Below are 13,916 nucleotides of genomic sequence, written 5' to 3'. Positions count from 1 at the left end.
GCTTGCCGGACAGGTACGCATCCACGGGCAGGCGCCACAGGGGGCGTCCCCATGAGGGGCTTGCCCCGTTCCGTGCGGTGGTTGACGAGGGCGGGATGGGGTACGTCGACACAACAAGGACTGTCAGACATCTTTCGGGGCGGATGCTCTGGTACGACGCGCGATGGAGCTTTTCGATGATCGTCCTGACGTTGACCGCCCCGCTGATCGGTTTCGCTCTCATGCTGTTCATGCAATGGCTGGAGGAGCACACCATGACGTCCGACACTCGCCGAGCGTCCGCGGCGAAGCGCCGGGGCTAGGTGTACCGACCGGCCTCAGCAGGCCGGCGACGGCACCTGAGCTCGCGCCGACCGCGTCACTCGCAAGGCCCTGCGCGCAGCCGAACCCGAATACGATGGGGTGTTGGAGCATCCGGGGTCCAGACACGTGCCGTCGCCCGCTCCTCAACCCCGAAGGCGCAGTCATGGGACGAAGTTCTGCTCTCGTACTCATCACCCCCGACCAGGACGAGCTGGACCAGCTGCGGCACGCCCTGGAGCGGTCGCAGCAGAAGGTCCACCACCTCGAGACGGCGCTCGTGCACAGCCGCGACATCGGGGCGGCCATGGGAGTCCTGATGGCCATGCACAAGGTCAGCCGGGACGCGGCCTTCGAGATGCTGCGCACGGCCAGCCAGAACCAGAACCGCAAGCTGAGCGCCCTCGCCCTCGACGTCATCGAGCAGGGGTGCCTGCCGACAGCCGCGAGTCACTCCGCGAGCGAGTCCGGGAGCTCGGGAACGCCGGCGTAGCGCTCGACGTGCAGAAGTGAGCGATCCTGCCCACAGCTCCAGGGCGGGGCACTTCACTGGCGGTGCGTGGTCCGCGTGGTCCGCTGAGGTCTGGGTACTTGAAGGCTGCGGCAGCGTCGCCCTTCAACCAGCAGGGGCGGCGGTGTCGACTTCCTCCACCGCTCTCGATCGGTGACGACTCGACGCGATGTGCCCGGAGTTCGGCTCGTGACTGCTGGCCCGTGCGGTGGGCGTGCGTCCTGACGTACGGGACATGCGCCAGTGGGTACGGTGCCGTCGGTGTCCCGGGCGTCGCCTCGTGGAGGGGGCTACACCCGGGATGCCGCTGTTCGCCCGATGCACCTCGACCTGCCCGATCCGGTCAGGCCTTGACGGCGAGCACCGGGCAGGTGGCCTCGAGCAGGATGCGCTGGGCGGTGCTCCCGAGGATGAGCTTGCCGACGGGCGAGCGGTGACGCAGCCCGAGGACGATGAGGCGGGCGTCGTGCTGCTGCGCGACCTGCACGACGGCGTCGCTGGAGTCGGGCAGCGGGGAGTGGCCGAGGCTGACGGTCAGGCCGGCGGCGTCGAGCCGTTCGGCGGTCTCGCCGAGGTCGCCGAGGATCTCGTCGACGGTGGGTGGCCGGTGCCGGGAGTCGGCGGAGACCACGACGATGTCGTCCCCGGTCAGGAGTGCCTCCCGGCCGGCGTGGGCCAGCACGGCCCGTCCGGGCTCCGTCGCGGAGTGGACGGCGATGATGGTCATGCGGTTCTCCTGGTGGCGGTCGCGGGCCATTGCTGGCTCTGGGAGGTCTGGACGAGCAGCGTGCCGTGCCTCATCCGAGCAGCCCGGTTGGCAGGGCGACCGGGATGAGGGAGGGGAGCGCGATGAGCGCCCCGCCGAGCACGAGCGTGTAGATGATGGTCGTGCGCGTGCGTGCTCGGGCGATGAACAGCAGGTATGCCGGGACGAACACGAGCACGGCGGCGAGGTACCCGACGAGCATCACGAGAGCAAGGAAGGCGATCATGACGGCGAAGGTGCGCAACGCGGTGTTGATCGTCAGTGACTCCTGGCGACCCCAGCGCACCCACGTCCGACGGTGACGCAGCTCCTGCACCAGCAGCACGAGGCCGACGGCGAGACCCGCGACCGACACGAGACGGGGCAGCAGCGCGGCCTCGGGTGAGAAGCTGCTGCTCGCCCAGAGGGCGCCGGCGAACACGACGAGGGCGCCGACTGCCACCGCCAGCGACCAGGGGGAGTTCTTCAGCAGCCCATCGGTCTCTGCCTCGTCGTCGGAGTGCATGAGCTGGGCGGCCGCGGCGTGGCCGTCGTCGGACGCGAGGTTGCGTCGCCTCCGCACCAGCTTGACGACCGCCCAGAGGGCGGGTCCGACGAGCACGGCCAGGAACACGATGACCCACGGTCGCGCCATCCAGCCGAGACCGTTGTTGAGTGACTCGGTCAGGTAGTAGTAGCGCTCCATCGGGATCGCGAGGACGAAGCCGATCAGGAAGGGGGCGCGGGGCGAGTCGGTGGCCTTGAGCACCCAGCCGATCACCCCGAGCAGGATCATCACCCAGAGGTCGCCGATCTGCGCCTCGCCCTGGAAGGCGCCGAGCAGCATGACGACGAGCAGCCCCGGGCCGAGCACCGCGAACGGCACCTTCGTCAGCCTGGCCAGTGTCGGCGTACCGAGGAAGCAGAGGAAGGCGCCGACGACGCTGGCGATCGCGAAGCACCAGATGATGAGGTACATCAGGTCGAGATGCTCGGTGACGATGGACGGCCCCGGCTGGATGCCGTAGGTGAGCAGCATCCCGAGCAGCATCGCGGAGGGGACACCCCCGGGGATGCCGAAGAGCAGCGTGGGGATGAGGTCGCCGGCCTCGACGGAGTTGTTGGCGCTCTCCGGGCCGACGATGCCGCGAGGGTCGCCCTTGCCGAACTTGCGCTTGTCCTTCGCGGTGGCGACAGCCTGGCCGTAGGCGAGCCACGTGCCGGCGGTGGCGCCGACGCCGGGCAGCACCCCGGCCCAGATGCCGATGAGCGACCCGCGGACGACCTGCGTCCAGTGCGTGAGCCATTCGCGTATGCCGGCGCCCCACCCACCGCCGAGGGTGATGAGGTTACGGCTGGTGCGTCGCTGGCCGACGCGGGTGGCGATCTCGGCCAGCCCGAAGATGCCGAGGGCGACCGCGACGAGGGAGAGGCCGTCGCCGAGGAAGAGGCTGCCGCCGGTGAACCGCTCCTCGGCGGTGGTGGGCGAGGTGCCGACCATGCCGAGCAGGAGGCCGAGGAGGCCGCAGAGCACGCCCTTGACGACGTTGCCGCGGGACAGGACGGCGGCGAGGGACACGCCGAGCACGGTCAGCATGAACAGCTCGGGGCTCGCGAACGAGAGCACGAGCGGTCTTGCGAGCGGGATGGCGAGGGTGAGCCCGAGGGCGCCGATGATGCCGCCGGCCATCGACGAGAGGAACGCCAGCGAGAGGGCGCGTTTGGCCTGTCCTCTCCTGGCCATGGCGTAGCCGTCGAGCATCGTGACGCTCGCGGACGCCGATCCCGGCGCGCCGAGGAGGACGGCGGAGACGGTGTCGGACGTGTGGACGACGGCCAGTGCCCCGATGAGCAGGGCGAACGCCTGGGCGGGCTCCATGCCGAAGGTGACCGGGAGCAGGATGGCGACCGCGCCCGTGCCGCCGAGGCCGGGGATGAGCCCCATGACCAGGCCGGCGGCCACTCCGATGAGCAGCATGAGGAGCAGTGACGGCTGGGCCAGGGACTGGAGGGCACTCAACGCTGAGTCGAACATGACGGCCTCAATCGATCTTGACGTTGTAGGTGGAGGTGAGCAGCTGCACGACGTGCTCGCGGACCTCGGGGCTGACGGCGTATGCCGTCTCGATGCGCTTCCGGAGGTCGGCCCCCGCATCGAGCGGGTAGCCGCCGAGGACCTTCTTCGCTGCCTTCTTGAAAGCAGCCGACGCGCCGAGCTTCTCTGCCGTGGTGCGCAGCAGCTCGATCGCCTCGGGCGGTGTCTCGGGCGGCACCCAGAGACCCTTCTGGTACGTGTAGGTGACGCCGAGCACGGTCTTGTACGCGTCGAGCTTGGGCCCCGAAGGTGCCTTCCCGTGGAGCGTCTCGTAGGCCTCGACGACGGTCGGCAGGTCCGTGAAGTTCGGGTCACGAACAACGTTGCGGTTCTCGTCGAGCTGGCCGAGGGAGAAGAGCGCCACGGCGCTCTTCTCCTCCAGGAGGGTCTTCACCGCTGACGGGTAGGCCGACGTGGTCTGGTAGTCGATGTCGATCTCGCCGCGCTGGAGCGCGAGGTTGACCGGGCCGCGGCCCTCGAAGCCGAAGATCGCGCTGACGTCCATCTCGAGCAGGTCGAAGGCGAGCAGGGTCGTCAGGTCGAGACCGGTGGCCGCGATGCCGCCGAACTTCAGTGGGGACGGGCGGTCGACGACGTCCTTCAGGCCCGACACGCCGGCCGCGGTTCGGGCATAGACGACGGCACCGGTGCCGTTGGCGAGGACGGGCACGAGCCTCGTGAAGTCGTAGCGGACGGCCTGCCGCTTGAGCAGCCACGGGACGACGGTGGTCGCGGTGCTCACGAGCAGCTCGGTCCCGTCGGCGCGCGCTGAGCTGACGAAGTGGTTGGTGCCGGTGATGCCCTCGCCGCCGGACTCGTTCGTGGGAGCGAAGCCCGGCGAGCCCGGGATGGCGTGTGTCAGCTGGGTGCCCACGAAGCGTGCCCAGGTGTCCGTTCCGCCGCCTTCGGCGAGGGGGATGAGCAGCTCGACGGTCTCGCCCGCGTAGTCGCCGTCGGCGGTCGACGCCGGCGGATGGAGCAGGTCGCTGCCGAGCAGTGTGCCGGCGGCGGCGAGGACGGCGAACCCTCCCATGACGCCGAGGGCGGTGCGGCGGCTCGGCAGGGGAAGGTCGTCGCCGGTCTCGTCGTCGTCGGTGGACGGCACGTCGTCGTCACGCTCGGGGGTGGCGTCGGGCTCCGCGACGCGAGTCGTCCCGGCACGGGGGCCGGAGTCGGGTCCCGAGGTCGGTGACGGTGTCGGGGTTGGTGCGGCCCCCTTCGACCAGGGGAGCCGCGGGCGGGTGGAACGGTTCATTGGTATGACCTTCTCTCGGACGGCGCTGTGCCGGAACGGTCTGCTGGCCTGATTTCGGCCGGCGGTGCAGGCATCGGGACCTGCTGGGGTCTGTTCGTGTCGTGGTGGTGCGGGGCGACGGCCCGGTCAGGCGATGACGCGCAGTGGCTCTGGCGACGCGGCGGCCGCGGTGGGCAGCTCGATGGAGCCCTCGACGAGGCGGCGATAGGTGCGGACGGCGGCGACGACCGGCTCGCCCGCCTCGAGTGAGTAGGTGGTGGTGACCGGGCCGGCCGGCGTCAGCATGGTGAACTCGTCGGCGTCGACCGGCGTACCTCCCAGGAGCCGGGAGACGACGGTGCCCGCCTCGCGGGCGGCGAGGGTGAGGGCGACGCTGCCGGTGATCGGCAACGCGGGGTGGACCCTGCCCATCGACAGCATCCGGACCACCAGGTCGGCGCCCCCGGAGCGTTCTGCGGCGTCGGGCGCAGCAACGAGGGCCAGCTTGGGGACGGCCCGCTCGGCCAGATCCGGCGCGTCGGCCAGTCCCATGGCGACCGCGCCGGCCCGCCGGATCGCGTCCAGGGACGCGAGCAGGTCGAGCTGCGCGTCGAGCTGCGCCGGGGTCTCGCGAGCGGTGAGGTCGAGAGCGGTGGCGTCCACGATGACGACGGGCGCGCCGGCATCCACGAGACTGGCCTCCACGCGTACGCCTCGTGCCGTGAGGGCGTCGACAGGTGACCCGGTGGGGAAGAGGGAGCCCGTGCTCCGGCCGGCGGGGGAGACGAACCCGAGATCGACTCGGGGGCCCGGGACGGTCACGCCGGGGATCGTCGTGGTGGGCGTCTCGTCGAGCAGGCCGTCGCGGGTGCGTACGTCCTGGACCATCACCTGGCCGGTGTTGGTGTTGAGCACGCGGACCCTGGTGTGCTCGCCGCTGGGGGTGACCCAGCCCTCGCGCACGGCGAACGGCGCGACGACGGCCGAGCAGTTGCCGCAGTTGCTGCCCCAGTCCACCTTGGCCTCGTCGATGCCGACCTGGGCGAAGGTGTACTCGACGTCGATGTCCGGGCGACGCGACGGGCTGAGGATCACGGCCTTGCTCGTCGTGGACGTCGCCCCGCCGACGCCGTCGATCTGCCGCGGGTCGGGGCTGCCGAAGAGGTCCAGGAGCGTGGCGTCGAGGGTGCGTCCGGGGACGTCGAGGTCGGCGCGGCGGAAGACCCAGCACTTGCTGGTGCCTCCGCGCATCCAGGTGGCCGGAACGGCGCTCATGGGAACTCCACGGGTTCGGCAGTGACTGACTTCTCCAGACTGCTGGCCGCACCACTGAAGCACCAGCACGCATTTCTGCACGGGGCTGTACTGTTGGTTAAAACGTCAGGGCATGCTGATCCCCACTGACGTCATCCGCACCTGACACGTGGTCGACGGGTTGGGTGGTGACGTGCTGGCAGGGCGCTCGACGCCCCACGGTTCAGTCCCCGGGAACCTCGCTTACATGACCTGTAGGAACACTTAAGGAGCGGCTTCGTGTTGGACATCCGGCGTCTCGAGGTGCTTCTCAAGGTCGTGGAGCACGGGTCGGTGACAGCGGCGGCCGATGCCATGACGTACACGCCCTCGGCCGTCTCGCAGCAGCTGCGCCGGCTCGAGCTCGAGGTCGGGATGCCCCTGCTCCAGCGCCACGCCCGCGGAATGGTGCCCACGGAGGCCGGACACGTCCTGGCCGTCCACGCCCGCAAGCTGTTTCGCCAGATGGCCGCCGCCGAGAACGACCTGCGTGACATCGCGGGACTACGCCGCGGGAGCCTCGAGCTCGGGACGTTTCCCACGGTCGGCAGCAGCTTCCTGCCGTTGGCCGTCAAGCGCTTCCGTCAGCTCTACCCGTCGATCCAGCTCAACATCCGCAGTGCGCGCGAAGCCGAGCTCATCGAGATGCTCGAGGAGGGGCTGGTCGGGCTCTCGATGCTGTGGGACTACGAGTGGGGCCGCATCCAGGCGGACCAGCTCTCGCTGACGACCCTGTTCATCGACCCGACGGTCCTCGTGGTCGCCACCGACCACCCTCTGGCCCGGCGCCGCCAGGTCGCCATGGACGCCTTGGCGGACGAGCGCTGGATCATCCGCTCGGACGACCACCCGGTCGTGGAGGTGCTGAGCCGCAGCGCACTGGCAGCCGGGTTCGAGCCGCAGATCGCCTTCCAGGCCAATGACTACCAGGAGGCGCAGGCCATGGTGAGCGTCGGGCTGGGCATCGCGCTCGCACCCCGCACTGCGGTCGTCAACAAGCACCCGAACGTGCGCATCGTGTCACTCGGCGACACCGCACCGCACCGGCGGGTGCTCGTCGCGCATCGGCTCGACCGCGTGCGCGCGGCCACCGAGATGGCTTTCCAGCAGGTGCTGTCCGAGATCGCGGCCGGCTACGACCCCGACTCGGGGCGGGTCGTCGAGAAGCCCTCCGCCTGACGCGCACCGCGACGTCCGCCGGACGAGGGACACGTCCGACCCGAGCCTGAGGGGCGCCTCACCGGTCGCGGGGAAGGATCGAGTCGCGCTGCTTCTGCTCGCGGGTGAGCCTGGCGAGGTCACGGCGGTAGCGCTCGGCGGCGACGACGCAGGACCTCCAGACGAACCGGCCATCCTGAGCGCGTGGCTGTGCGTGACTGGCACGGAACGCCGGCGAACGTCGCTCCCGAGGAACATCACGACATCGGATGGTTCAGCCTCGAGGAGTTTCCTCCTCCGGGCCATCCACTCCTGCGCGCGATCCTGGTGGATGTGATCAGGGACTCAGACCTCGCGGCCAAGGCGCCAGATCGGGGTGCGCACGTACGTGTGGCCGACCCGCAGCACGGCTGAGGGAAAGCCCTGCTGCTTGGGTGCGTCGGGAAACCCCTGCGTCTCGAGGGCATTCCCGTCCGGGCCGCCGTGCCAGCCCCGGCGGTGCCGGCGCCGACTCGCATACCGCCCATGCCAGCGCTGCCACGGCGCGGCGTGCGGAGCTGTGGCGCCGAGTGCCGGAGCGCGCTGTGGCCCACGTGGAGGCCCGTCACCGCGCTGCTCACAGGGGGCCGCCCCGATGTCGCTGGACAGCCGCTACTGCGCGTTCTCGAGGTCCAGCCGCACCAGCAGGTGCTCGAGCGCCGTCTCGAACTCCTCGTCGGTGTGGTCCTCGGCGAGCGGCCGGCGTAGCCGCGCAACGGTCGGGAACTCGCGCACATCCAGCTCGGCATCGCGGTTGGGCACGTGTGCGTCCCCCTCGTCCAAGGGCTCCTCCGCAGGAGCCAGCGGCGCCCCCTGCATGGCGGCCTCGAGCAGCAGGTGCCCCAGGAGGAAGCTGGTGAACGAGCGGTAGGCCCCGACTGCCTGTCTCTGCGAGAACCCGCGCGCCTCGAGCCCGGTGAGAAACGCCTCGACCATCCGGAGACTGCGCAACGGCGGGCGGAGCCACGGCGCCGCCGGGTGGCGCGTCGCAATGAGGGGAAAGGCGGCGGGGTGCTCGATGGCCACCTGCCGGACGTTGTGCGCGAGAACCTGGAGGAACGCCTGCCAGCCGTCGACGGGCTGCAGGTCCGAGGCCGCCGGGATCTCGATCGAGTCCACCAACGCGTCGACGACAGCTTCGAGCAGGTCCTCGCGGCCGTTGACATAGCGGTACAGCGACATGGCCTCGACGTCGAGGGCGGCGCCCAGGCGGCGCATCGTCAGGGCGGCCACGCCCTCGGTGTCGATCAGTCTCGTCGCCGTCTCGACGATCCGGGCGCGGGTCAAGGGAGGCCGGGATGCTGGTTGCCCTGCTCCAGCGGCCCTCTCTGATGACGTGATGGCCCTCTCCCTTCGTGCCTGTGCTCCCTGTCTACCTCATCGACGACGTGGGCGACCCGCGGGCGCCTGAAACGGGTGACCGCCCCCGGGACAGTTTGGTCGCGACGGTGTCGGGGGAGTCGACGATCGCGGGACAGGGCCGCTCGGAACGGGTAGGGGTGCGCCTGACGCGTCCACCGGGCGTCCGGCCGAAGCAGAAAGTCGCTGGCGATGTGAGCCAGACGGTGGTGGCGGGTAAGGGAAGTCCCGAACGACTTACAACGTAAGGGAGTCCTTTCCATGACTGACAACTTGAGTGCTGCGGCAACTGATCTCTGGAGATCGGTCGCGCTTTTCGTCCCCAAGTTCATCGCATTCCTGCTGATCCTCCTGATCGGCTGGTTCGTCGCCAAGGCCATCGGCAAGGCTGTCGACAAGGTCCTCGAACGAGTCGGCTTCGACCGCGCCGTCGAGCGCGGCGGTGTGAAGAAGGCCCTCGCCAAGAGCCAGTACGACGCATCCGGGATCGTCGGGAAGCTCGTCTACTACGCCCTGCTGCTCTTCGTGCTGCAGCTGGCGTTCGGCGTGTTCGGCCCCAACCCGATCAGTGACCTGATCACCGGAGTCATCGCCTTCCTGCCGAAGGCGATCGTGGCGATCATCATCATCGTGGTTGCCGCCGCCATCGCGGCCGCGGTGCGTGAGCTCATCAGCAACACCCTCGGCGGCCTGTCCTACGTGAAGGTCCTGGCCAACATCGCCAGCGTCTTCATCCTCGGCCTGGGCATCATCGCCGCGCTCAACCAGGTCGGCATCGCCACCACGGTCACCACTCCCGTGCTGATCGCGGTGCTCGCCACGATCGCCGGCATCCTCATCGTCGGCGTCGGCGGAGGACTCGTGCGACCGATGCAGTCCCGTTGGGAGCAGTACCTCGAGACGATGTCGCAGGAGACCGGACGCATCAAGGCTCAGGTCCAGTCGGCGCCGTCGGCCAAGGACCAGGCCCGTGCGGCCAAGGCGCGCTTCGACCAGTCGCAGCACGCGGGCAAGGGCTCGGAGCCGGTGCAGGTGGGCGAGGAGGTGCCGGCGTCGGTGCAGGCGCAGGCGAACGCCGACTTCTACCACGACCGCCCGCTCGACGGAGACACCCGGATGACCGGCGGCGCCACCCGGGCGACCGAGGTCGACGGCGGCTACGACCCCCGCCACTGACCTAATCCCGGCGGATGTGCCGGTCCAGCGAAGGACCAGTGCATCCTCCATCGCGACAGAAGGAGGACACCATGCAGATCGACAAGCAGCAGATCATCGAGCTCCTGAAGAACCGTGGCGACCATGATCAGGCGCAGCAGGCCGAGGGCGAGCTGCCCGACCAGGTCGACACCGACCAGCACGCCGACCTGCTGAGCCGCTTCGGCATCAACCCGCAGGACCTCCTCGGGGGAGCCGGGGGACTGGCCGACAAGCTCGGCTTCTAGGAGATGGCAGCGGCCCTACGGAAACGTGGGGCCGCTGTCGTCCTGGTCCGTCCGCCACTCAGTTCCGGAAACCCTTGTGGTGCAGCTTCTTCCACACCTTTGAGACATCTGCTTCGGCACGCTCGCCGCGGGCCTGCTCCAGGGCGTGAAGCCGTCCGAAGGTGAAGCTGTTGCCGCCGTCCAGGTGCACCTGCACCGCGAGCTCGCGAAGCCGCGCGCGGGCGTTCACCGAGTCCTGGTGCGCCCCGAGCAGCTTCTGGGCGCGCTTGCTGACCTCGGCGAGCGAGCGGGCGCGCTTGCCGAGGGCCGGCGCGGCGGCCTCGGCGGCGTACCGCATGCGCTTGGACTTCTTCCGGGCTTCGTGCAGCGCCTCGTCTCGTTCACCTCCCTGCGGCGCAGCCGTGATGGCGCGCACCGCACGGCCGAGACGCTTCAGGTCGCGCGCGAGCAGGTGCGGCAGCACCTCGGTGGCAGGCCCGTCGGCCTCAGCCCTCAGCGGGGGACTGGCGACGAGGTCGTCGAGCGTGGCGAGCAGGCGGAGGTAGCGGTCGCCGTCGAGAGCGCCGCGGGCGGCCTCCATCCCGGCCGCGTGGTCGGCCCTGAGGCGGTCGTCGATCTGCTGGGTCACGGGTCCGATGACCAGCTCTGCCGGCTCGGACGCGGCGACGGTGAGCAGGTGCTCGCGCAGCACCTGCGCGTCCCGGGCCGGCGCGAGAACGGCTCCCAGCCAACGCAGCTCAGCCTGCACCGGATCGGTGGCGGCCCGGTCGAGGATCGGCCGGAAGGTGCTGAGCGACGACCGGAGACGTCGGGCGGCGATGCGCAGCCGGTGGACCCCCTCCGGATGGCCGGCCCGCAGCCCGGCTTCGTGCTCGTGCAGCCGGGCCACGTGTGCCGCGAGATGCGCCGTCAGCAGGCGGCCGGCGGTGCCCTTCCCGAGCTGCTCGCTCGGTAGCTCAGCCGTGTCCGCAGTCGGGATCCTGCCCAGGGTGCGGCGCAGCTTGGACGCCGCGGAGGCGGGGGATGCGCCTGACGCGAGCAGGGCGTCGGCCACGGTGTCCAGGACCGATGCGGTGCCGGCGTCGAGCTCGACCTCCCACTCCCTCCAGGCACGTTCGTGGTCGTCGCGAAGGCGACGACCACGAACGGCGTCATCGCACACGCGGACGAGGACGACTCCCTCGTCGTCGCGCACGGCGTACTCGCGACGCGTGGTGCTCACGACGGCGACGGGGACCAGGGGGCGCTCGCGGACGATCGCGCGTACGCGTGCCAGCAGCTCAGTGGGAACGGCATCGTCGGAAGTGCTCAACGGCTCGCGCACCTCGGTCCTGGTGTCGCCGCGGGCCGGCAGCTTGAGGTGCCAGCCCTCGTCAGTGCCACCGGTGCGTCGGCGCAGGGTGATGCCCCGACTGGCCAGGTCGAGCTGCGGGGTGTCGAAGTAGACGGCCCTGAGCTCGAACAGCCCTGGCTGGTCGACAGAGGCCACCCCGGCGACCGTTGCGAGGTTCGGGAAGACGGTGTGCTCATCGACGTCGAACTTGCGTTCGGTCTCGTTCTGCTGCAAGGAACCCATGGATGACCCTTGCCCAACTTCCGACGTGACGAACTCAGTCGGGCCGGACGTCGCCAGGGTGACCGGTGAACATCAGTGCTGGTCGTCGACTGATCGAGCGATCCGGGCCAGACGGTCTCTGGCGCCGTGCTCGACCAGGACCGGGACGAAGTCGCGGATGCTGCCGGTGAGCTCGGCGTGCACCTCGGTGACGGCGCTCCGGACCTCCCCCGGATCGAGGTCCGGGAACCGCTCCGCGAGCCGTTGTTGCACGTTCTGGATCTCGGCGGCCTCGTGTTGCGGGTCCATGCCACGAGCGTCCTCTTCGTGCTGTTGCCTCGCAAGAGCCAGCCGGTGCCCGGTCTCGTGGGTCGGCGGAGCGTGTGGGCCGAGGCGCCGTCAGGGCCTTGTCCTGCCGACGCTGGTGAGGTGGCCGAAGACGATGACGTTGTCGCGGTACTCGTTCCTGCCGTCCGTGGGGCCACCGCAGGTCACGAGTCGGACCTCGGCACGGCGGAAGTCGCTCTTGTAGACGAGGTCGGTCGGGAAGCGGGACTTCTCGTAGGCGGCCACCTTGTCGACGGTGAAGGCGAGCCGTGTGCCGTCGCGGCGCGAGATCCTGACGACGTCGCCCGCCCTGACCGCGCCCAGCCGGTAGAAGATCCCGGGCACGCCCGACGGGGTGTCGACGTGCGCGGCGATGACGGAGGGGCCGAGTTGGCCTGGCGTCGGGCCACCGTCGTACAGGCCCACCACCTGCGCGGTCCCGGGCACCGAGATGGTCCCGTCACCCTGGACGCTCAGGGAGACGAACGTGCGCGATCGCACGCCGACAGAGGGGATCTCGAGCAGCGTCGGGGCAGAGGCCGCCAGGACCGGGGCTCCGCCGGGTCCTGGCGCCGCAGACGTCGCCCGAGCTCCCGGGGCTCCCGGTGTGGAGATGACGGGTGGCGTCGGTGAACCCGCGCCGATGGTCCGGGTGGCCGGAGCCGCCGCCGGCCGCGGCGGCCCCGACGGACCCGGCACGTACGGGCTGCCGCGCAGGCCGAGGACGAGCGCGACGACCCCGACGACGAGCAGGACCACCGTCGTCGCCAGGGCCGCCGCGACACCGGAGGTGACACGGCGACCCGACGCAGCCGGCATACGGTCGGGGTCGTTGGTCTGTTCGCCCATGGGACGCTCGTCCTCGGACCGACCGGCCGGTCAGCCGCGCGAGCGGGTGGAGCGACGGGCGGCGAACGCGCCGGAGCCGGCCGCCGCCGCCAGGGCGACACCGCCGACGGCGAGGAGCATGCCGTTCGTGTTCGTGGTGCCGCTCAGGCCGCCTCCGGTGTGCATGCCGCCGGCGGGGGCGACGTGCAACGCGCCGCAGAGCGCCGGGTCGGTCGCCTCGGTCGGAAGCTTCGGGTCGAGGTCGCTCTTCGTCTCACCGGAGTACTTGCCGTCGTGGTTGTGGTCGACGCCGTGGACGACGACGACGGACTGGCCCCTCGAGATGGCCTCGGCCACACCGTCGGAGACCTTGATGCTGCCGCGCTCGTAGCTGATCGTGCCGCCGGGAGCCGTGCTGAAGCGGTCGATCGCGAGGCCGCTCTTGGGGCTCGTGTCTCCGGTCTTGGTCAGGGAGACGACGATGTCGCCGTATGCCGGGCCGCCCTCGGTCGTGTTGAGGGTGCCGTCGCCGCTCGTGTCGTCCTTGATCGTCGGGCACTCGTGACGGGCCGCTGCGGCGAAGTGGATGTGCGCGGCGTGGGGTTGGTCGGGGAGCAGTCCGCTCGCGGCCATCTCGACCTTGATGGTGTTGCCGGTGACGGTCACCTGTGCGGTGCCGGAGCCGGCGACCTCACTGCCGGGGACCGGCTTGAGGTTGGCGCTGACCCAGCCGTCGGCCGCGTACGCGGGTCCGACCGTGAGGGCCAGGGCGGCAGCGGCGGCGATGCTCGCGCCGGCAATTCGAGTGGTGGTGCGCATGTGCTTCTTCCTCCTTGACGAGGAGACACAGCCGTCCAGCGTGCTCTGTTTCAGACGGGGGTCGTCGTCGACCGTCTCCGGGCGGGGGTTCGCCGTGACCCCCTCGGGCGGATTGGGTTCTGCACCATTGCTTTCTCGGGAGGACTTTCGACCACCCGCGATGCAGACGGGTATGGACCTGGCACGGCCGGTGCCGTCACGACCGGTCGCC

The 13,916-nt window shown here is 70.3% G+C and carries 14 protein-coding genes; 5 read left to right on the top strand and 9 right to left on the bottom strand.

Annotated elements, in window-relative coordinates; all coding sequences use genetic code 11:
• The first annotated feature begins 466 nt into the window (after positions 1-466).
• Positions 467-793, top strand: coding sequence for an ANTAR domain-containing protein (locus ACFQ2V_RS04040; protein WP_386050934.1), 327 nt, complete (start codon positions 467-469; stop codon positions 791-793).
• Positions 794-1,154: 361 nt separating this feature from the next.
• Here ACFQ2V_RS04040 and ACFQ2V_RS04035 read toward each other — a convergent pair whose 3' ends face one another.
• The 4 genes from ACFQ2V_RS04035 to ACFQ2V_RS04020 form a co-directional block, all read right to left on the bottom strand.
• Positions 1,155-1,538, bottom strand: a complete 384-nt coding sequence (locus ACFQ2V_RS04035; protein ID WP_386050933.1) for a universal stress protein — start codon at positions 1,536-1,538, stop codon at positions 1,155-1,157.
• A gap of 70 nt (positions 1,539-1,608) precedes the next feature.
• A complete protein-coding gene (locus ACFQ2V_RS04030) occupies positions 1,609-3,591 on the bottom strand; it encodes a tripartite tricarboxylate transporter permease (RefSeq protein ID WP_386050932.1) in 1,983 nt (660 codons plus the stop codon).
• Between the two features lie 7 nt (positions 3,592-3,598).
• Positions 3,599-4,906, bottom strand: a complete 1,308-nt coding sequence (locus ACFQ2V_RS04025) for a hypothetical protein (protein WP_386050931.1) — start codon at positions 4,904-4,906, stop codon at positions 3,599-3,601.
• A 126-nt stretch (positions 4,907-5,032) separates the two neighbouring features.
• Entirely contained in the window at positions 5,033-6,160 is a 1,128-nt protein-coding gene (locus ACFQ2V_RS04020) for a PrpF domain-containing protein (RefSeq protein ID WP_386050930.1), read from the bottom strand.
• Between the two features lie 258 nt (positions 6,161-6,418).
• Between ACFQ2V_RS04020 and ACFQ2V_RS04015 the strand changes: the two genes are divergently transcribed.
• Both ACFQ2V_RS04015 and ACFQ2V_RS04010 read left to right on the top strand, forming a co-directional pair.
• Positions 6,419-7,357 (top strand): LysR family transcriptional regulator, encoded by a 939-nt coding sequence (locus ACFQ2V_RS04015; protein WP_386050928.1) that lies wholly within the window; start codon positions 6,419-6,421, stop codon positions 7,355-7,357.
• Positions 7,358-7,540: 183 nt separating this feature from the next.
• The gene (locus ACFQ2V_RS04010) at positions 7,541-7,750 is read left to right on the top strand and encodes a hypothetical protein (protein WP_386050927.1); all 210 of its coding nucleotides are present in this window, start codon (positions 7,541-7,543) and stop codon (positions 7,748-7,750) included.
• Positions 7,751-7,987: 237 nt separating this feature from the next.
• On the opposite strand, the gene ACFQ2V_RS04005 is transcribed toward ACFQ2V_RS04010, so the two are convergent.
• Positions 7,988-8,662 (bottom strand): TetR/AcrR family transcriptional regulator, encoded by a 675-nt coding sequence (locus ACFQ2V_RS04005; protein WP_386050925.1) that lies wholly within the window; start codon positions 8,660-8,662, stop codon positions 7,988-7,990.
• 333 nt (positions 8,663-8,995) lie between these two features.
• On the opposite strand from ACFQ2V_RS04005, the gene ACFQ2V_RS04000 reads away from it, so the two are divergent.
• Both ACFQ2V_RS04000 and ACFQ2V_RS03995 read left to right on the top strand, forming a co-directional pair.
• Positions 8,996-9,910 (top strand): mechanosensitive ion channel family protein, encoded by a 915-nt coding sequence (locus ACFQ2V_RS04000; RefSeq protein ID WP_386050923.1) that lies wholly within the window; start codon positions 8,996-8,998, stop codon positions 9,908-9,910.
• Positions 9,911-9,981: 71 nt separating this feature from the next.
• Positions 9,982-10,176 carry a hypothetical protein gene (locus ACFQ2V_RS03995; protein WP_386050921.1) on the top strand — a complete coding sequence of 65 codons (195 nt, stop codon included), beginning with the start codon at positions 9,982-9,984 and terminating at the stop codon, positions 10,174-10,176.
• 58 nt (positions 10,177-10,234) lie between these two features.
• On the opposite strand, the gene ACFQ2V_RS03990 is transcribed toward ACFQ2V_RS03995, so the two are convergent.
• From ACFQ2V_RS03990 to ACFQ2V_RS03975, 4 genes are all read right to left on the bottom strand, one after another.
• Complete coding sequence (locus tag ACFQ2V_RS03990; protein ID WP_386050920.1) at positions 10,235-11,752, bottom strand: CYTH and CHAD domain-containing protein; 1,518 nt, start codon at positions 11,750-11,752, stop codon at positions 10,235-10,237.
• A gap of 72 nt (positions 11,753-11,824) precedes the next feature.
• A complete protein-coding gene (locus tag ACFQ2V_RS03985) occupies positions 11,825-12,040 on the bottom strand; it encodes a three-helix bundle dimerization domain-containing protein (RefSeq protein WP_386050918.1) in 216 nt (71 codons plus the stop codon).
• 90 nt (positions 12,041-12,130) lie between these two features.
• On the bottom strand, positions 12,131-12,907 hold the full coding sequence (locus tag ACFQ2V_RS03980) for a sortase domain-containing protein (protein WP_386050916.1): 777 nt from the start codon (positions 12,905-12,907) through the stop codon (positions 12,131-12,133).
• A gap of 30 nt (positions 12,908-12,937) precedes the next feature.
• Positions 12,938-13,705, bottom strand: a complete 768-nt coding sequence (locus ACFQ2V_RS03975; RefSeq protein ID WP_386050914.1) for a hypothetical protein — start codon at positions 13,703-13,705, stop codon at positions 12,938-12,940.
• Between the last annotated feature and the right edge of the window lie 211 nt (positions 13,706-13,916).

Source organism: Terrabacter terrigena (assembly GCF_042676085.1).
Classification (GTDB): Bacteria; Actinomycetota; Actinomycetes; order Actinomycetales; family Dermatophilaceae; genus Terrabacter; species Terrabacter terrigena.
Note: the sequence above shows the minus strand (reverse complement) of the source record. Positions and strands in the feature narration are given on the sequence as shown.

What these genes read in the sequence shown, in the direction of transcription:
- ACFQ2V_RS04040 (WP_386050934.1), top strand. Translation starts at nt 467, where the DNA reads ATGGGACGAAGTTCTGCTCTCGTACTCATCACCCCCGACCAGGACGAG.
- ACFQ2V_RS04035 (WP_386050933.1), bottom strand. Translation starts at nt 1,538, where the DNA reads ATGACCATCATCGCCGTCCACTCCGCGACGGAGCCCGGACGGGCCGTG.
- ACFQ2V_RS04030 (WP_386050932.1), bottom strand. Translation starts at nt 3,591, where the DNA reads ATGTTCGACTCAGCGTTGAGTGCCCTCCAGTCCCTGGCCCAGCCGTCA.
- ACFQ2V_RS04025 (WP_386050931.1), bottom strand. Translation starts at nt 4,906, where the DNA reads ATGAACCGTTCCACCCGCCCGCGGCTCCCCTGGTCGAAGGGGGCCGCA.
- ACFQ2V_RS04020 (WP_386050930.1), bottom strand. Translation starts at nt 6,160, where the DNA reads ATGAGCGCCGTTCCGGCCACCTGGATGCGCGGAGGCACCAGCAAGTGC.
- ACFQ2V_RS04000 (WP_386050923.1), top strand. Translation starts at nt 8,996, where the DNA reads ATGACTGACAACTTGAGTGCTGCGGCAACTGATCTCTGGAGATCGGTC.
- ACFQ2V_RS03995 (WP_386050921.1), top strand. Translation starts at nt 9,982, where the DNA reads ATGCAGATCGACAAGCAGCAGATCATCGAGCTCCTGAAGAACCGTGGC.
- ACFQ2V_RS03990 (WP_386050920.1), bottom strand. Translation starts at nt 11,752, where the DNA reads ATGGGTTCCTTGCAGCAGAACGAGACCGAACGCAAGTTCGACGTCGAT.
- ACFQ2V_RS03985 (WP_386050918.1), bottom strand. Translation starts at nt 12,040, where the DNA reads ATGGACCCGCAACACGAGGCCGCCGAGATCCAGAACGTGCAACAACGG.
- ACFQ2V_RS03980 (WP_386050916.1), bottom strand. Translation starts at nt 12,907, where the DNA reads ATGGGCGAACAGACCAACGACCCCGACCGTATGCCGGCTGCGTCGGGT.
- ACFQ2V_RS03975 (WP_386050914.1), bottom strand. Translation starts at nt 13,705, where the DNA reads ATGCGCACCACCACTCGAATTGCCGGCGCGAGCATCGCCGCCGCTGCC.